The sequence below is a fragment of the Morganella morganii genome (genome assembly GCF_019243775.1).
GTDB classification, from domain to species: domain Bacteria; phylum Pseudomonadota; class Gammaproteobacteria; order Enterobacterales; family Enterobacteriaceae; genus Morganella; species Morganella morganii.
Genome location: NZ_CP069157.1, coordinates 310,843 through 329,558, shown reverse-complemented (window position 1 = coordinate 329,558; position 18,716 = coordinate 310,843). Strand labels below are relative to the sequence as shown.

Genomic DNA, 18,716 nt, shown 5'->3' with positions numbered 1-18,716 from the left:
TACTATTGCATCAACCATCTCCATCAATTATCAATTATCAATTATCAATTATCAATAAAATCTTTCATTTCTCTTTCTAATTCATGTAATGTTGATAGTAGTTCCTCACGCTGTTGACGTAAGCTCTCAAGATCAACAAAAGCCTGCTCTTCATGCTTCTTAACATACCGAGATATATTTAAATTAAAATCATTTTCTTGTATTTCATCAAAAGAAGCAACATGTGAAAAATTACTGATACTACTTCTTTCAAAGTAGCATTCTGATACCTTCTCAATGATTTCATTTGTTATTAAATTGCGCCCCTTTACGGGTTTAGCCAAATCAGATGCGTCGATGAACACAACATTAGAATGTTTTTTATCTCTCCTGAAGATCAAAATGGCGCATGGTATCCCTGTCCCAAGAAGCAACCTATCTGGTAGACCTATTACCGCATCTAACAACCCTTCACTAACTAAATTTTTCCTTATACTCTCCTCTTGACCTCCACGGAACAATACCCCGTGAGATACCAGTATGGCCATTCTACCAGTTGCACTTTTAAGTGTTGAAATCATGTGCAAAATAAAGGCATAATCACCCTTAGACTGAGGTGGAAAACCTAAATTAAAACGACCATAATCATTATGTACTAAATCATCATGATTCCAACCGATAATATTGAATGGAGGGTTAGAAGCAACTACATCAAACTGCATCAATCTATTATCTGTATCCAGAAGCTGAGGATTAGATATTACATCCCCCCATTCTATTCGACTATTAATTTCGTTATGGATAATCATATTCATTTTAGCCAAGGCCCAACTGGATCTATTAGCCTCTTGACCAAACAAAGTATAGTTATTGCTTTTAAAGGATTTTTTTATTTTTTCCCCTAGGGTAATTAAAAGAGAACCAGATCCACAAGTAGGATCACAAATACTATCTCCATCCTTAGGCTGCAATAACTCTGCAAATAGTAATGAAATGCCTTCTGGAGTATAAAAATCTCCACCCCTCATCGCCGAGTCAGATGCAATCTTTTCAAAAAGATATCTACATGCTACTTTTATCTTTTCATTACCACCTTGGATATAACCAAAATTCATTTCAGGACGTGCAAAAATAGCGAGTAAATTAACAAGCATTCGATCTCTCGCTGATCTTGCACCAAAATTAACCGTCGCAAATTGTATAGACTCGAATAAATAACCACCTCTACTTTGACAGACCGAGTCAATAGCCTGATCAATTAATTTCAGCGAGTCGTCAATCCTCTCTCCAATATAATCACCATGATTCTTAGCCTCATGATATATTTTATAAAAACTCGCATCCTCTGGTACTCGAGAAACAATCTCTAACAACTCAGAATATTCTTCATTAATTAAATCATATTCATAGTCAACCTTAACATCAGAAATATATTTCAGCAATAACATTGAAAATATATAATTTTTATAAGAAGATGAGTCAATTTTCCCTCTAAACAAATCACAAGCACGTAAAAGTGATTCATGAAGCGCCTTCATCTCACTCATTTTCTAACTCCTCGCTATTAATGATACTTTCACATATACCATCAAAGAGCATATCGCCATTTTGTATTAGTGAATTATAAACTGTTTTTTGATTATTCCAGTTTCTATTAATAGAACCAATCTTTTCTTGAACCCTCAAACTTGGGAGTTTAACAGTCATTTTAGAAACTGTTTTTGAATTAAGTTTACTAATACTCGTACCTTCACTCAAACTGCGAATATGTTTACTTCCAGAAGTAGAGTTTATATACCAATGTAAATAATGTGGCAGTATTAGATTATCATTACATCTAATTACTGCTAACTGATTGGACGTAATGATTGGTTTGCCTAAATTTCCTTCGATAATCCCAGCAGAAAACACAGGCCCCCGCAGACGTAATAAAATATCATTAGGGATAAGATAATGCTTCTCAGGATTACCCTCTGGGATAACAGAGGTTAAAGCACTTAGATCTAAAATGCCGTCAAGTCCAATATCTTTCGTCTGGATAAGATAACAGGAGCCTTGCTCACCAGCATCTTGTATCGCCGATTTAAAGGGCATCCCTAAGCGGATCTCAGCAACACTCTCTAATGTAACAGTTTTATGCATAAGTAAGTTAGGGAGATTACTCTCCCTTTCCTCCAGTAGTTTTAAGCACAATCGAGTGTTTCCAATTCACATCCCCCACACGTACATCTAAATCCATCTGCAATGAGGAAAAGGAGAGCGCGTGTACCAGCATAACAATACAAGCCATATTCCCCCCCTTACTTATTGACTTTTTACGCAGGGATTGATATTTTTTCTCGTTCATTTTGTTAGAGCCTCTCATAGCGGTTTTGGCCAGAATGTTTCGGGTAAATAGCAGTTGCCGCTGCTATTTACTCCCTCTCTTACCTAGGTAGTAGCGTCGTACTAGGTCAGTGAGAAGACTATAACAGGTTACAGAGAATTTATGCAACAGTAGCGTCGTACTACTTTTTCACGATGTCATTGTCGCTATGCATCATGGGCTGACTAACCTCATGATTATTCTCATTTATCTTGCGAATTCATGATAGAAAAATATTTTGGTGTTACTTTCCAAAATCAAACGGACTTACCCCTATCTCCCGATTCGCATCCAGATAATCCGCCCACCACTGCAGCATCAATCTGCGCTCCCCCAGATGTTCCGCTTTATGGATGTAGGCAGCCCTAACAGAGCTACGCTCCTGATGGCTCATCTGCCGCTCTACGGCATCCCTCGACCATAGACCCGATTCAATCAATGAGCTACAGGCCATTGTCCTGAAACCATGCCCACAGACTTCCGTTTTCGTGTCATAGCCCATCACTCGTAAAGCCTTGTTCACAGTGTTCTCACTCATCGGCTTACAAGGATCGTGATCGCCTAAGAAAATCAGCCCTCGGCTCCCATTCATGCTTTTGATCTTTTCCAAAATGGCTAGAGCCTGCCGCGATAAGGGAACAAGATGGGGCGTCCGCATCTTTGAACCACGCTGTGAATGTTTAACACCGTCCAGTGGTTCACGCTCACCGGGGATCGTCCACATGGCCGTTTCAAAATCCACTTCTGACCAGCGGGCAAAACGCAGCTCGCTTGAACGGATGAAAACCAACAAAGTGAGTTCAACCGCCAGTCGGGTTAACGGTCTTCCAGAATAGTGATCGATACGGTGAAGCAGTTCAGGTATACGATTGAGTTCCAGAGCAGCACGATGCTGTCTTTTCGCCGTAGCCACCGCACCGGCAATCTCTTGCGCGGGGTTGTAGTCGATTAAACCACTCTGCACAGCAAACCTCATAATCGCGGTAGTACGCTGCTGTAAACGGGCGGCAACTTCAAGACGCCCAGATGACTCCACCGCTTTGATGGGGACAAGCAGATCTCGTGTCTTCAGTTCCGTAATGTTCCGCTTACCGATGACAGCAAAGAGATTATCTTCGAGACTTTTTAATACACGAGCGCTATGCGCCGAAGACCATTTCTGATTACTGGAATGCCAGTCTCTGGCGACCACTTCAAACGTTATCGCCTCTTGCTCCTGTTCTACCTTAACCGCTTTCTTGTTTTCACTGGGATCGACGCCGTTCGCTAAAAGCTTACGCGCTTCGTCTCGCCGCGATCGAGCATCAGCTAACGAAACTTCAGGATACTTCCCTAGCGCGAGCATCTTTTCTTTACCGCCGAAGCGATAACGAAGCCGCCAGTATTTGGAGCCGTTAGGGTGAACCAGCAACACCATGCCTTCACCGTCAGTAAGTTTATAGGCTTTAGCTTCAGGCTTAGCCGAACGAACTTTCACATCACTCAGAGCCATGATGAGTATCCTTTCAAGGGTTCTGTGTGGGTACAAACATTATCGAACTGGGATATACCCGCAGTTGTACCCGCATCAGTAAGTTGATGTTGATTGAATCAGGTTGACTTAGGTTGAGTGAAAAAGCGATGAAAGCCTTGCGGATACTGGAATTCAGGCACAAAAAAAGACGTCCGTTGACGTCTATTGATGTTCCGATGGTGCCGAAGGCCGGAATCGAACCGGCACGCCCGTGGGCGGTTGATTTTGAATCAACTGCGTCTACCAATTCCGCCACTCCGGCACAGAAGTGTGTTCTGGAAAACGTCGTTATTATACTTGCGGCACTCTGTGGTGCAACAACTATCACAGAGGCGGTTTGCTGAGTGGTTAAAAAGACGGCGTTTCAGCAGGATACGGGGTTTGTGCGGCGACGGGCGCTTTCTGCTTTATTTCCGCACTGAATAATAATATTTTTTTATTTACCGCGATTGTGCCCCGGATGAATAGACATCAATACAATTGCTTATATAATCCTCTCCGGTTCCCGATAAATGTGAGGTGGGTATGGGCTTTGCCGGATGGGTTGCGACAGGTATTTTTATTGGTATCGTCATTGGTATCCTGTTACGTATCTTCAAAAAATAACTGACTTACAGTGTCATATCCCTGTGTCTGCATGGAAGGCTGTTGAATTATCATGAGTAAATTACACCGTCATATTGTGCGCCTGATGCCGTTGTCGCTGCTGGCTATCGCGCTGTCCGCCTGTTCTTCGCAGCCGGAGAAACACAGTACAGCGTCTGCCGAACGTCCGCCGCTTGACTGGTCTATTGTTGAAAGCAATCCGGAAGCGCTGAAGCTGGCACCACAGCTGGTCGATGAGATCGGTGAGAAGATTTTCTCCGAAACCGATGCCCGCGGTATGTTTATGGTGGTGATTGATAATAACGAAGTTTTTCACCGCAGCTACGGCGAGACCCGTCCCGGAAATGGTATTAAGCCACGGACGGATTCGCTGATCCGCATTGCGTCTGTCAGTAAGCTGATGACCAGCGAAGTGATGGTGAAGATGGCGGATGACGGCCTGGTCAATCTCAATGATCCGCTGCAGAAATACAGTTATAAACAGTCCTCCGTGCCGTCCTATAACGGCAAGCCGATCCGCCTGTTCCACCTGGCAAGTCATACCAGTATTCTGCCGCGTGAGCAGCCCGGCGGGAAATGGGGGCGTCCGGTGTTTACCTGGCCGAGCCGCGATCAGCGCTGGACCTGGCTGAAAACCGCCAAACTGACGGCTCAGCCGGGAACGGAAGCTGCGTATTCCAACCTGGCCTATGATTTACTGGCAGATGCCCTGGAAAAAGCCGGAAATCGTCCGTATACCGAGTTGTTCCGCCACTATGTGACACAACCGGCGGGTATGAAAGATACGACCTATAATCCGTCTGCCGCGCAGTGTAAGCGGCTGATGGTCGGGTTTAAACCGAGTGATTGTTACAGCACGCTGGCGGCTATCGGCAGCGGCGGGGTGTATTCCACCCCGGCGGATATGCAGAAGTGGATGCAGCGCTTCCTCTCTTCCGGCAATACACAGCGCAAAGCGACAGCCACCAAAGAGCAGACCATCTATTTTAAACGTGGTCATCTGAATGAAATTAAAGGGATGGACGTTGCCGGTGAGGCTGACGGTCTGGGTCTCGGCTGGGTGTATCTGGCGCCGGTCGGGGATATTCCGGCGATTTATCAGAAAACCGGCGGCGGCGGCGGATTTAATACCTATATGGCGATGATACCGGAGAAAAATATCGGTGTATTCGTGGTGATGACCCGCAAAGACGGCAGTAAATTCAGTCCGTTACCAAATGGTGTCAATGACCTGGTCCGCTCCCTGGCAGATCTGCATACCCGTAATTACCTGTGATACAAAAGAGCATGCCCGCATCAGGCGCGGGCATGTTCTGTATATGCAGTGACTGTTTCCTTACCCCTTCACACACACCACCTGACGCAGTGTATGCACAATTTCCACCAGTGATGACTGTGCGGTCATCACCGCATCGATATCTTTGTACGCCATCGGGATCTCGTCGATCACATCGCTGTCTTTACGGCACTCCACATGAGCAGTAGCGCGCTGCTGGTCTGCCACTGAGAAGCGTTTTTTCGCTTCGGTACGGCTCATCACACGACCTGCACCATGGCTGCATGAGCAGAAGCTTTCTTCGTTTCCGCGTCCGCGCACAATGTAGCTTTTCGCGCCCATAGAGCCCGGGATGATCCCCATCTGCCCTTTTTGTGCCGATACCGCCCCTTTTCGTGTTACCAGAACTTCCTCACCAAAATGCTGTTCTTTCTGCACATAGTTATGGTGGCAGTTTACGGCTTCCTGTTGTGTGGTGAACGGTTTGGTGATTTCACGGGACAGGGCTTCCAGCACGCGGTGCATCATCACTTCGCGGTTATGACGGGCAAAATCCTGCGCCCAGCCGACCGCTTCCATATAATCGTTAAAATGCACGCTTCCCTCTTCGAAATACGCCAGATCGCGATCCGGCAGATTGGCAATGTGCGTCTGCATATCTTTTTGTGCCAGCGAGATAAACAGGTTGCCGATAGCATTACCGACACCGCGTGACCCGCTGTGCAGCATCACCCAGACAAAATCTGTCTCATCCAGGCACAGTTCGATAAAGTGGTTCCCGGTTCCCAGCGTTCCCAGATGTTTGTAGTTGTTGGTATTACGCAGTTTCGGGTATTTATCGCAGATACGGCGGAACTGCTCATCCAGCTGCATCCAGTGGTTATCGACAATATCCGGGACATTTTTCCAGGTTCCCTTATCCCGTCCGTGGCGTTCGGTGGTGCGTCCGTGCGGTACCGCGGCCTCAATGGCAAAGCGGATATTTTGCAGACTGTCCGGCAGATCAGACGCAGTCAGTGAGGTTTTCACCGCAATCATTCCGCAGCCGATATCCACCCCGACAGCGGCCGGGATAATCGCGCCTTTGGTCGGGATAACACTGCCGATAGTCGATCCCTTACCGACATGCACATCCGGCATTACCGCCAGGTGTTTAAAAATAAAGGGCATTTTTGCCGTATTCTGCAATTGCAGTACCGCTTTCGGATCCACCGGTACACCGTTTGTCCACAATTTTACCGGCGCACTGTTTTCCTGAATCAGTTCATTAAAATCACGACTTATCATTTTTACATTCCTTTCGTTTGGTACCGGTAGTATTGCGATAAGTGTGCCAGTTTTGTTTAATCGGAAAAATTTATTTATCTTTATGATATTTAAAGAATAATTAATTACATCGATTTTTAAGATAACATCCTGCTCTGAAATCCCGTATGCTGTTTTTATCTTTTAATATCGTCTTTTATCCGGAAAGATAAACCATGTCATCCACAAAGAAAAACGTTGTGATTGGTGTTCTCGGCACGGTACTTGACCGGCGCGGCAAGAAAGCCAACCGCTGGCATAAATGGCGGCCGAGTATCGGGCTGTGTCAGCAGCCGGATCTGCATATTGACCGCTTTGAGCTGGTTTATCAGCCGGGTGATATGCAGACCGCAGGCCGGGTAAAAGAGGATATAGAGCAGGCCTCCCCGCAGACTGAAGTGATGCTGCGCGAGGTGGATATTGCCGACCCGTGGGATTTTGAGCAGGTATATACCGCATTGCTGGACTTTGCCACTCACTACCCGTTTGATACTGAAAATGAAGAGTATCTGGTGCATATCACCACCGGCACCCATGTGGTGCAGATTTGCTGGTTCCTGCTGACCGAAGCCAGCTATCTGCCCGCGCGTCTTATCCAGACTGCCCCGCGCCATGATGCGCGGGATAAAGATCCTGCCGGGGTGTATACCATTATTGACCTCGATCTCAGCCGCTATACACAGATCACCGGACGCTTTCAGAAAGAGCAGCAGGCACAGGTCGCGTTTCTGAAGTCCGGCATCGCCACGCGCAATGCCGGATTTAATACCATGATCGATAAAATCGAGCGTGTTGCTCTGCGCTCCGCCGCCCCTGTTCTGCTGACCGGGCCGACAGGTGCCGGAAAATCATTCCTGGCACGGCGGATTTATGAACTGCGCCGCAGCCGCCATCAGGTAAAAGGGCGTTTTGTGGAGGTGAACTGCGCCACACTGCGCGGCGATAATGCCATGTCCGCCCTGTTCGGCCATGAGAAAGGGGCATTCACCGGAGCAATTCAGGCGCGCGGCGGACTGCTGAAAGAGGCGGACGGCGGGATCCTGTTTCTGGATGAGATTGCCGAGCTGGGCGCCGACGAACAGGCAATGCTGCTGAAAGCCATTGAGGAAAAACGATTTTTCCCTTACGGCTCGGATCATGAAACAGAGAGTGATTTTTCCCTGATCGCCGGCACACACCGCAATCTGGCACAGCGGGTCAGCGAAGGGCTGTTCCGTGAGGATTTATACGCCCGCATCAATATGTGGACCTTTGCACTGCCGGGACTGGCACAGCGGCGCGAGGATATTGAGCCGAACGTGGATTATGAGCTGGCGAAATACAGCCGCGATCAGCAGACCCGTGTCCGGTTTGATACCGACGCCAGGCAGCACTACCTCGCCTTTGCCTGCTCACCACCGGCTTTGTGGCGCGGTAACTTCCGTGAACTGAGTGCCTCTGTCACGCGGATGGCAACCTTTGCAGAGAACGGGCGGATCACCACCGCACTGGTGGAGGAAGAAACCGAACGGCTGAAAAATCAGTGGCACAGCACGGAAACAGCGGTGACGTTGCCTGCCGGGGTGGGTGAAATTGATTTATTTGATCGTCAGCAGCTGGAAACTGTAATTGCCGTCTGCCGCCGTTCACAGACACTTTCTGATGCCGGTCGCACACTGTTTGCCGTTTCCCGTCAGCAGAAGAAACAACCCAATGATGCTGACCGGCTGCGGAAGTATCTGGCCCGTTTTAATCTCAGCTGGGAACAGATTACCGGCCGCTGAAATGACAGAGCCGGTCAGTATGCACTGACCGGCTCCGGATTCGGATGTCCGTAACTGCTTACTTACGTTTGATCAGCATATATAAACTGATCGCCAGGAACAGCAGGCTCGGCAGCAGTGCACCCAGTAGCGGCGGGAACTTATAGGTCAGGCTGAGAGAGCCGAAAATCTCATTGGAAACGTAGAACACGAATCCGCAGGCAATCCCCGTCACAACCCGCACGCCCATCGCTACCGAACGCAGCGGCCCGAAGATAAACGACAGCGCCATCAGCATCATGACCGCCACAGAAAGCGGTGCGAACACCTTTTTCCACAGGTTCAGCTGATAACGTCCCGCGTCCTGTCCGCTCTGCTGTAAATAATCAACATACTGATACAGGCCGCTTATCGACAATGCTTCCGGGTCCAGTGCGGCCACACTCAGTTTTTCCGGAGTCATCTGCGTCTGCCAGGTCATGGACAGTTTCTGCTCACCGGCAATCACATAAGTATCCTGCAGAATGGATTCCTGTACCTGACTCAGTGTCCAGGTATCGGAATCCGAATTGTAGTCCGCCGCCGCCGCACTGAGGATAGATTTCAGTTTGTGGTCGTCGTTCATCCGGTACAGTGTGATGCCCTTGAGCTGGGTTTCGCTGTCAACGCGCTGGATATAGATAAAGTCACTGCCGTCTTTGGCCCACATCCCGCGGTTGGTTGCCAGCAGAGACGCGCCGCTTGTTTTCTGTGCACGGTAGTTACGTGCCCACTGCTCACCGGACGGCGCGAGCCATTCACCGACAATCATGGTCAGGATCACCAGCGGGATAGCGGTTTTCATCACCGAACCCGCCACCTGGAGGCGGCTGTAACCGGAAGCCTGCATCACCACCAGCTCACTGCGGGTCGCCAGTGCACCCAGCCCCATCAGAGCCCCGAGCAGTGCTGCCATCGGGAAGAAAATCTGAATATCCTTCGGGATACTCATGATGGTATACAGCCCGGCATCCCAGGTGGAGTATTCCCCCTGGCCGACTCTGCGCAGTTGATCGACAAATTTGATAATCCCGGATAATGACACCAGCATAAACAGGGTCATCATGATGGATTGCAGAATCGTCCGCCCGATGTAGCGGTCAAGAACAAGTACTTTAAACATCAGGCAACCCCCTGAACACGGGCAGAGCCAAAGCGCAGACGGCGGACAGCTGTGGTATTCCACAGATTCAGTACCACCGCGAGAGCCAGATAACTGAGATTAACCACCCACGGCCAGACCATCGGATCCAGCTTGCCCTTCTCGCCGCTTGAACGCAGCGAGCTTTGCAGCAGGAAGAAAATCAGATACAGCAGCATCGCCGGCAGCATACTCAGTACACGCCCCTGACGCGGGTTTACCTCGGAGAGCGGTACTACCATCAGCGCCATCACCACCACGGAGAAAATCAGCGTCAGACGCCAGTGGAATTCCGCACGGGCTGCTTTGTCTGTCTCTTTCCATAGCTCAGACAAGGTCATCTGCTGGTAGTTACTGTCACCGGTTTTTGCATCACGGTGATCAACAATTGCCTGATAATCGGTAAAATCCGTGATCCGGAAATCACGCAGATACGCGGTTCCCTCATAACGGGTGCCTTTATCCAGCACCACCACCTGATTACCGTTCTCTTTTTCGGTCATATGACCGCCGTCCGCCACCACAATGGACGGACGCTGTTCGTTTCTCGCCCAGAGCTGGGCAATAAAGACATTAGTGAACTTATTACCGTCAACATCCCCGAGATAGAGCACCATACTGCCGTCATCAGAGACTTTAAACTGCCCGCCGACCATCGCGGTCACACCAGGGTTAGCTCTGACTTCCTCCAGTACCTTTTCCTGATACTGGGATGACCACGGCATCAGCCAGACTACATTGACAGCCGCCACGATGGCGGTAAAGAACGCCAGGATCATAGCGGCTTTCACCAGCACATTATTACCCAGACCACAGGCATGCATCACGGTGATTTCGCTTTCGGTATAGAGTTTGCTGTAGGTCATCAGCAGCCCGAGGAAGAGGCTCAGCGGCAGTATGAGCTGCGCCATCTCCGGGATACCCAGCCCCAGCAGTGACACGACGAGTCCGGCCGGGATGCTGCCTTCAACGGCGGCACCCAGGACTTCAACCAGTTTTTGACAAAAGAAGATAAGCAACAGGATAAACAGAATCGCAATCTGTGCTTTTAATGTTTCTCTTACCAGATATCTAATAATGATCACGCTTAATACGCCTGTGAAAACTTGTGTTTTTGCATGAAAATAGCTAACTTCGTTCTGTGTTGACTATTTGTGTGCATTATTTTGCCGGCCTGAGGATGATTCCGGTATCAGACTACGCTTTTTCCTTCCTGTCAGGAAAGAAACGGAATTTTCATGAGATTCAGGACTCATAAAGTGCGCACACAGCTTATCATAAACTGTTTATAATCGATGGTGCAGATTAGTGCGAACGCTACATTTTAGCGGCAGCAGTTGTCTTTGTCTTTAAGATTCAGGAGAGCGCATGGAGTTTAGTGTAAAAAGCGGCAGCCCGGAAAAGCAGCGCAGTGCTTGTATTGTGGTCGGGGTTTTCGAACCGCGTCGTCTGTCTCCTGTGGTGGAGCAGCTCGATAAAATCAGCGACGGCTACATCAGTGCTCTGCTGCGCCGCGGCGAGCTGGAGGGCAAGGTCGGGCAGTCACTGCTTCTGCACCATGTCCCGAATGTCCTGTCCGAGCGTATCCTGTTAATCGGCTGCGGGAAAGAACGTGAACTGGATGAACGCCAGTACAAACAGATTATCCGGACGACCATCAATACCCTGAATGAAACCGGGTCAATGGAAGCCGTCTGTTTTCTGACCGAGTTACATGTCAAAGGCCGCAATAACTACTGGAAAGTCCGGCAGGCGGTTGAAACAGCCAAAGAATCTCTCTATGTCTTTGATCAGCTGAAAAGTAACAAAACCGAATTACGCCGTCCGCTGCGCAAGCTGGTCTTCAATGTACCGACCCGCCGCGAACTGCCGACCGGTGAGAAAGCGATCAGCCACGGTCTGGCGATTGCCGCCGGTATCAAAGCCGCGAAAGATCTGGCCAATATGCCGCCGAACATCTGTAATGCCGCTTATCTGGCATCTCAGGCACGTCAGCTGGCAGACAGCAACTCTCCGGTGCTCAGTACCCGTGTCATCGGCGAAGAGCAGATGAAAGAGCTGGGCATGCTGGCGTATCTGGCCGTCGGCCAGGGATCACGTAATGAATCCCTGATGTCGGTGATTGAATATAAAGGTAATCCGGATCCGGAAGCGCGTCCGATCGTGTTAGTCGGCAAAGGCCTGACCTTTGACTCCGGCGGTATTTCCATCAAACCGGCTGACAGCATGGATGAGATGAAATACGACATGTGCGGCGCGGCAACCGTTTACGGCGTGATGCGCGTGGTGGCGGAGCTGGGTTTACCGCTCAATGTGATCGGGATTCTCGCGGGCTGTGAAAACATGCCGGGCGGCAATGCCTATCGTCCGGGGGATATCCTCACCACCATGTCCGGCCAGACGGTGGAAGTGCTCAATACCGATGCGGAAGGCCGCCTGGTACTGTGTGACACCCTGACCTACGCCGAACGTTTTGATCCGGAAACGGTGATTGATATCGCCACACTGACCGGCGCCTGCATGGTTGCACTCGGTAACCACTTCAGCGGCCTGATGGCAAACCACAATCCGCTGGCGCACGAGTTACTGAATGCCTCTGAACAGGCGGGTGACCGTGCATGGCGTCTGCCGCTGGCAGAAGAGTTCTATGAGCAGATCGAGTCCAATTTTGCGGATCTGGCAAACACCGGCGGCCGTCTCGGCGGCGCTATCACCGCGGGCTGCTTCCTGTCCCGTTTTGCCACCCGTTATAACTGGGCGCATCTGGATATCGCCGGAACCGCATGGCGCTCCGGAAAAAACAAAGGTGCGACAGGTCGTCCGGTTGCACTGCTGTCACAATTCCTGTTAAATCGTGCGGGTATCAGCACCGACGACTGACCGGAATTACCGGGCCTTTGCGGCCCGGAAAAAGCATAAAGGTAACGGGGGGGATTGTGCTATCCTGAGCAATCCCCTTTTCTGCTATCAGAGATATTATGAAAAACGCCACCTTCTACCTGATGGAACAGCCATCCCCTTTTGATGACCTTGAGGCCCACGAGTGGCTGACCTGTCATCTGGCGGGTGAAGCCTGGCGCAGCGGGAAACGGGTGCTTATCGCCTGTGAGTCACAACAGCAGGCGGAGAAACTGGACGAAGCCCTCTGGGCGCGGGAGCCCGATGCCTTTGTTCCGCATAATCTGGCCGGAGAAGGCCCGCGTTACGGCGCACCGGTTGAACTGTGCTGGCCGCAGAAACGCGGAAATTCCCCGCGGGATTTACTGATAGCCCTGCTGCCGCAGTTCACAGATTTTGCGACAACCTTCCGTGAAGTGATAGACTTTGTGCCTATCGATGAACACTTAAAACAGTTGGCGCGCGAGCGATATAAAATCTATCGCAGCGTCGGCTTTACGATGACCATGGCCACGCCGCCAGCTTACTGATAAACAAAGATTAAAAATGGAAAAGACAACCGACACCCAACAGGCCTGCGAGCCGTCCCTGGATAAAACCTATAATCCAACGGAAATCGAAGGTCCTCTTTATACCCACTGGGAAAAAAGCGGCTATTTCAAACCGAACGGCAGAACAGACAAAGAAAGCTTCTGTATCGTGATCCCGCCGCCGAACGTCACCGGTAACCTGCATATGGGCCATGCTTTCCAGCAGACCATTATGGATACCATGATCCGCTACCAGCGCATGCAGGGCAAAAACACCCTGTGGCAGTCAGGGACTGACCACGCCGGTATCGCGACACAGATGGTTGTTGAGCGCAAAATCGCCGCCGAAGAAGGCAAAACCCGCCACGATTACGGCCGTGAAGGCTTTATCGATAAAATCTGGGAATGGAAAGCGGAATCCGGCGGTAATATCTCCAACCAGATGCGCCGTCTGGGTAACTCCGTGGACTGGGAGCGCGAGCGCTTCACCATGGACGACGGCCTGTCAGCTGCGGTAAAAGAGGCGTTTGTCCGCCTGTATAAAGATAACCTGATTTACCGTGGTAAACGTCTGGTGAACTGGGATCCGAAACTGCACACCGCAATTTCTGACCTGGAAGTGGAAAACCGCGAAGTCAAAGGCTTCATGTGGCATATCCGTTATCCGCTGGCAGACGGTGCGAAAACCGCAGACGGTAAAGATTACCTGGTGGTCGCCACCACGCGTCCGGAAACCATGCTCGGTGATACCGGCGTGGCCGTTAACCCGGAAGATCCGCGTTACAAAGATCTGATCGGCAAAGAAATCATTCTGCCGATCGTCAACCGCCGCATTCCGATCCTCGGTGATGAACACGCTGATATGGAAAAAGGCACCGGTTGTGTGAAAATCACCCCGGCACATGACTTCAATGACTATGAAGTCGGTAAACGCCACCAGCTGACCATGATTAACATCATGGACTTCGACGGCAACATCCGTACCGAAGCCGAAGTGTTTGATACCAACGGCGAAGTGACTGACGCCTGCAGCAGTGAAATCCCGGCCGCATACCGTGGCATGGAGCGTTTCGCTGCCCGTAAAGCGATCGTCAAAGAGTTCGAAGAGCTCGGCCTGCTGGAAGAGATCAAACCGCACGACCTGACCGTACCTTACGGCGATCGCGGCGGCGTGGTTATCGAACCGATGCTGACCGACCAGTGGTATGTGCGCACTGCCCCGCTGGCAAAAGAAGCCATCAAAGCGGTGGAAGACGGCGATATTCAGTTCGTACCGAAGCAGTACGAAAACATGTACTTCTCCTGGATGCGTGATATTCAGGACTGGTGTATCTCCCGTCAGCTGTGGTGGGGTCACCGTATCCCGGCCTGGTATGACAATCAGGGTAACGTGTATGTCGGCCGCGACGAAGACGAAGTCCGCCGTGAAAACAATATCCCGGCGATGGTTGAACTGCGCCAGGACGAAGACGTGCTGGATACCTGGTTCTCCTCCGGTCTGTGGACATTCTCCACCCTGGGCTGGCCGGAAAACACCCCGGAACTGAAAGCATTCCACCCGACCAGCGTGCTGGTCAGCGGCTTCGACATCATTTTCTTCTGGATCGCCCGCATGATCATGATGACCATGCATTTCATCAAAGATGAAAACGGTAAATCGCAGATCCCGTTCAAAACCATCTACATGACGGGTCTGATCCGTGATGAGGAAGGTCAGAAGATGTCGAAATCCAAAGGGAACGTCATTGACCCGCTGGATATGATCGACGGTATCTCTCTGCCTGAACTGCTGGAAAAACGCACCGGTAACATGATGCAGCCGCAGATGGCGGAAAAAATCGCCAAACGGACTGAAAAACAGTTCCCGGAAGGGATTGAAGCCCACGGTACCGATGCCCTGCGCTTTACCCTGGCGGCGCTGGCCTCTACCGGCCGTGACATCAACTGGGATATGAAACGTCTGTCCGGTTACCGCAACTTCTGTAACAAGCTGTGGAATGCCAGCCGTTTCGTGCTGATGAATACCGAAGAGAAAGACTGCGGTCAGAACGGCGGTGAGATGGAATTCTCCCTAGCCGACCGCTGGATACTCGCGGAATACAACAATACCGTGAAAGCATACCGCGAAGCGCTGGATACCTACCGCTTTGATATTGCGTCTAATATTCTGTATGAATTCACCTGGAACCAGTTCTGTGACTGGTATCTTGAGCTGTCCAAACCGGCCGTTCATAAAGGTACCGATGCACAGAAACGTGCAGCGCGTCATACCCTGATCACCGTACTGGAATCCCTGCTGCGTCTCGCACACCCGATTATTCCGTTTATCACGGAAACTATCTGGCAGCGCGTGAAAGTCGTCACCGGCGCGGAAGGCGATACCATCATGCTGCAGCCGTTCCCGGAATATGATGCCTCTCTGAACGACGAGCAGGCACTGCGTGACCTGGAGTGGATCAAAGAGACAATCGTTGCGGTACGTAATATTCGTGCTGAAATGAATATCGCACCAAGCAAGCCGCTGGAAGTGATGCTGCGCGGGGCAAGTGCTGATGCACAGCGCCGTGTCGCGGAAAACAGCAACTTCCTGAAAGCGATGGCGCGTCTGGAATCCGTCCGTGTGATGGCTGAAGGCGAAACTGCACCGGTTTGCGTGACCAAGCTGGTGGAAGGCGCAGAAATCCTGATCCCGATGGCTGATCTTATCAATAAAGACGACGAACTGGCGCGTCTGGATAAAGAGCTGGAAAAAACGGAGAAAGAGATCGCGGCTATCGAAGGCAAACTGGCGAATGACGGCTTTGTCAGCCGTGCGCCGGAAGCTGTTGTAGCCAAAGAGCGCGAGCGTCTTGCGGCAAACCGTGAAGCGAAAGAAAAACTGATTGCTCAGAAAGCCACGATCGCAGCACTGTGATCCTGACGGAATGAGTAGCAAAACCAGCCTCCGGGCTGGTTTTTTTTATCCCCCATTCTGCGTATTTACTTTGCGTGATAATTATTTATTATCTTATTTATCGTTTCATACGATATCCACAGTAATCGCCCCTCAGGTTTATTCCCCCGGCTTTACTTTTCACAATAAAAATAATGAGATAATGATATCCATGACAAGCAGCACAACAGAAAACTACACCCTCCGTCTGATCCGTCCGGAAGATAACCCCGGCATCGCACAGGTTATCCGTGAGGTCTCTGCCGAACACGGCCTGACCGCAGACAAAGGCTTTGCGGTCGCTGACCCGATTCTTGATTCATTATATGAGGTTTACAGCCAGCCGCGTGCCGCATACTGGGTCATTGAGATGGATGGGGAAATCCTCGGCGGTGGCGGCGTTTCCGGCCTTGCCGGTGGTGACGGGAAAACCGCTGAATTACAGAAAATGTATATCTCCTCCCGCCTGCGCGGCAAAGGTCTGGCGAAACAAATCGCCCTCCAGGCACTGGAATTTGCCGAAGCGGAAGGTTACAGCCAGTGCTACCTGGAAACCACCGCTGACCTGCAGGCCGCCATTAAGCTGTATGAAAAACTCGGGTTTATCTTCCTTGATGCCCCGCTGGGTGACACCGGCCACAGCGACTGTGAAGTCCGGATGCTGAAAGTCTTTACTGCCTGATCCCCTGACATACAGACACAAAAAAACCTGCCGCGGCAGGTTTTTCAGTCATGGCAGATGATTAGTGTAACGGCGCCTCATCAGCATCGTCATCATCTTCATCCTCGGCATCCGGGTCTTCGAAATAGGTGCCCCAGCCGTCGTAATCCACATCCATTTTTTCTGCCAGACGCGCCAGCTGCTCTACCTGAGCATCGATATGTTCCGCCGTCAGCCCGCATTCACTGATGATATCGCAACATAACACCACCTGGCCGCCTTCCACTTCCAGCTCCTCGGCATCTGTCACTTCATAACCCAGTTTGAAAGCTTCAACTGCCGCTTTTTCCAGTTTGTCGTAATTCTCACTCGAAAAATGGTGTTCAATGGTGTATTGCGCATCAGGATCGCTGCCGTCTTCCAGCAGTTCTGCAATAATCGCACGGGTTTCTTCGCGCTGTTCTTCTAAAAACGCATCTAATTCTGACATGGCCATGTCCTCTGATAAGTGATACCCGCGCATTCTCCCACAGCCGCGCCAATTGAGCCACCCATAATAAAAAAGAATTTCCCGCCGGTGTTGCAATTGAATTTTTATTGATTTATGTTGAATATAAATTCATCGGAGATACGGATATGAACCCATTTTATCAACAGTCATTTTTGCGGTTGCTTGACTATAAACCTGCCGACATCGAAGAACTGCTCAATCTTTCTGCTTATCTGAAACATGCCAAAAAAACCGGCTCGGAAAAGCCGCTGATAAAAGGCAAAAATATTGCGCTGATTTTTGAAAAAGACTCCACCCGGACCCGCTGTGCCTTTGAAGTGGGTGCTTACGATCAGGGCGCACAGGTGACATACCTGGGCTCATCCGGCAGCCAGATAGGCCATAAAGAGTCGATCAAAGATACCGCCAGGGTACTGGGCCGGATGTATGACGGCATTCAGTTTCGCGGCTATTCCCAGAAATCCGCCGAAGCGCTGGCGAAATACGCCGGTGTTCCGGTCTGGAACGGGCTGACTGATGAGTTTCATCCGACACAACTGATTGCGGATTTACTGACCATTCAGGAACATGTGAAAAAACCGCTGTCCGAAGTGAAATTTGCATATTTAGGCGATGCCCGTAATAACATGGGCAATACCATCGCTGAAATGGCTGCCGTAACCGGGATGGATGTCCGCCTGGTAGCGCCGGCCGGGTGTCAGCCGTCAGAAACCCTTATCGCACAGTGCCGCAAAGCCGCTGAACTTACCGGCGGTAAAATCACCCTGACCGCCGATGTGGCAGAAGGCGTGAAAGATGCGGATGTGCTGTACACCGATGTGTGGGTCTCCATGGGCGAAGCAAAAGAAGTCTGGGCTGAGCGGATCAAACTGCTGACACCGTATCAGGTGAATCAGGATGTGGTGGATAAAACGGGCAATCCGGATGTTATCTTTATGCACTGCCTGCCGGCATTCCACGATACGGAAACCACCATGGGGCAATCCCTCGCGGAAGAGTACGGTTTTACCAGCGGTATTGAGGTCACCAATGAGGTATTTGAATCAAAACACAGTGTGGTGTTTGACCAGGCAGAAAACCGGCTGCATTCCATCAAAGCAGTGATGGTTGCATCTCTTTCAAAAAACATACAATTTTAGACTCACCGGCAGCGTTGCATAAATTTCACTCAAAAAAGTGATACCAAACGCTTGCGTCCGGTTGCAGGTTACGTATAAT

At 50.3% G+C, this 18,716-nt stretch carries 15 protein-coding genes and 1 tRNA gene; 7 read left to right on the top strand and 9 right to left on the bottom strand.

Features of this window, described 5'->3' with window-relative positions; translation table 11 throughout:
- Positions 1-44 precede the first annotated feature (44 nt).
- The 5 genes from JL661_RS01600 to JL661_RS01580 all read right to left on the bottom strand — a co-directional run bounded on the left by JL661_RS01600 (position 45) and on the right by JL661_RS01580 (position 4,119).
- The gene (locus JL661_RS01600; RefSeq protein ID WP_062772108.1) at positions 45-1,526 is read right to left on the bottom strand and encodes an N-6 DNA methylase; all 1,482 of its coding nucleotides are present in this window, start codon (positions 1,524-1,526) and stop codon (positions 45-47) included.
- A complete protein-coding gene (locus JL661_RS01595) occupies positions 1,519-2,121 on the bottom strand; it encodes a restriction endonuclease subunit S (protein WP_062772111.1) in 603 nt (200 codons plus the stop codon). Before JL661_RS01595 ends, JL661_RS01600 begins: the two co-directional genes overlap by 8 nt.
- 16 nt (positions 2,122-2,137) lie before the next feature.
- The gene (locus tag JL661_RS01590) at positions 2,138-2,326 is read right to left on the bottom strand and encodes a hypothetical protein (protein WP_001003202.1); all 189 of its coding nucleotides are present in this window, start codon (positions 2,324-2,326) and stop codon (positions 2,138-2,140) included.
- Positions 2,327-2,588: 262 nt separating this feature from the next.
- Positions 2,589-3,836: a tyrosine-type recombinase/integrase gene (locus tag JL661_RS01585; protein ID WP_062772114.1), complete on the bottom strand. Its 1,248-nt coding sequence runs from the start codon at positions 3,834-3,836 to the stop codon at positions 2,589-2,591.
- Between the two features lie 198 nt (positions 3,837-4,034).
- A tRNA-Leu gene (locus tag JL661_RS01580) sits at positions 4,035-4,119 on the bottom strand.
- 396 nt (positions 4,120-4,515) lie between these two features.
- Between JL661_RS01580 and ampH the strand changes: the two genes are divergently transcribed.
- Complete coding sequence (ampH, locus tag JL661_RS01575) at positions 4,516-5,739, top strand: D-alanyl-D-alanine-carboxypeptidase/endopeptidase AmpH (protein ID WP_024474288.1); 1,224 nt, start codon at positions 4,516-4,518, stop codon at positions 5,737-5,739.
- A gap of 60 nt (positions 5,740-5,799) precedes the next feature.
- Here ampH and JL661_RS01570 read toward each other — a convergent pair whose 3' ends face one another.
- Positions 5,800-7,026, bottom strand: coding sequence for an RtcB family protein (locus tag JL661_RS01570; protein WP_004234619.1), 1,227 nt, complete (start codon positions 7,024-7,026; stop codon positions 5,800-5,802).
- A gap of 194 nt (positions 7,027-7,220) precedes the next feature.
- Here JL661_RS01570 and rtcR point away from each other — a divergent pair, with 194 nt between their 5' ends.
- Positions 7,221-8,807, top strand: coding sequence for an RNA repair transcriptional activator RtcR (rtcR, locus tag JL661_RS01565; RefSeq protein WP_062772117.1), 1,587 nt, complete (start codon positions 7,221-7,223; stop codon positions 8,805-8,807).
- Positions 8,808-8,865: 58 nt separating this feature from the next.
- Here the strand turns inward: rtcR and lptG are convergent, their stop codons facing one another.
- Entirely contained in the window at positions 8,866-9,948 is a 1,083-nt protein-coding gene (gene lptG / locus JL661_RS01560) for an LPS export ABC transporter permease LptG (RefSeq protein WP_004234617.1), read from the bottom strand.
- Entirely contained in the window at positions 9,948-11,051 is a 1,104-nt protein-coding gene (gene lptF / locus JL661_RS01555) for an LPS export ABC transporter permease LptF (protein ID WP_015422306.1), read from the bottom strand. The genes lptG and lptF overlap by 1 nt, the downstream gene beginning before the upstream one ends.
- Positions 11,052-11,334: 283 nt before the next feature.
- Here lptF and pepA point away from each other — a divergent pair, with 283 nt between their 5' ends.
- From pepA to JL661_RS01535, 4 genes are all read left to right on the top strand, one after another.
- Positions 11,335-12,846: a leucyl aminopeptidase gene (pepA, locus tag JL661_RS01550; protein WP_004234614.1), complete on the top strand. Its 1,512-nt coding sequence runs from the start codon at positions 11,335-11,337 to the stop codon at positions 12,844-12,846.
- Positions 12,847-12,944: 98 nt separating this feature from the next.
- A complete protein-coding gene (locus JL661_RS01545) occupies positions 12,945-13,394 on the top strand; it encodes a DNA polymerase III subunit chi (RefSeq protein WP_004234612.1) in 450 nt (149 codons plus the stop codon).
- Positions 13,395-13,452: 58 nt separating this feature from the next.
- Positions 13,453-16,308, top strand: coding sequence for a valine--tRNA ligase (locus JL661_RS01540; protein WP_146256429.1), 2,856 nt, complete (start codon positions 13,453-13,455; stop codon positions 16,306-16,308).
- Positions 16,309-16,498: 190 nt separating this feature from the next.
- The gene (locus JL661_RS01535) at positions 16,499-17,008 is read left to right on the top strand and encodes a GNAT family N-acetyltransferase (protein ID WP_036421653.1); all 510 of its coding nucleotides are present in this window, start codon (positions 16,499-16,501) and stop codon (positions 17,006-17,008) included.
- A gap of 61 nt (positions 17,009-17,069) precedes the next feature.
- On the opposite strand, the gene rraB is transcribed toward JL661_RS01535, so the two are convergent.
- Positions 17,070-17,483 carry a ribonuclease E inhibitor RraB gene (gene rraB / locus JL661_RS01530; protein ID WP_004234609.1) on the bottom strand — a complete coding sequence of 138 codons (414 nt, stop codon included), beginning with the start codon at positions 17,481-17,483 and terminating at the stop codon, positions 17,070-17,072.
- A gap of 140 nt (positions 17,484-17,623) precedes the next feature.
- Here rraB and argF point away from each other — a divergent pair, with 140 nt between their 5' ends.
- Positions 17,624-18,637, top strand: coding sequence for an ornithine carbamoyltransferase (gene argF, locus JL661_RS01525; protein ID WP_062772200.1), 1,014 nt, complete (start codon positions 17,624-17,626; stop codon positions 18,635-18,637).
- Positions 18,638-18,716: the final 79 nt, after the last annotated feature.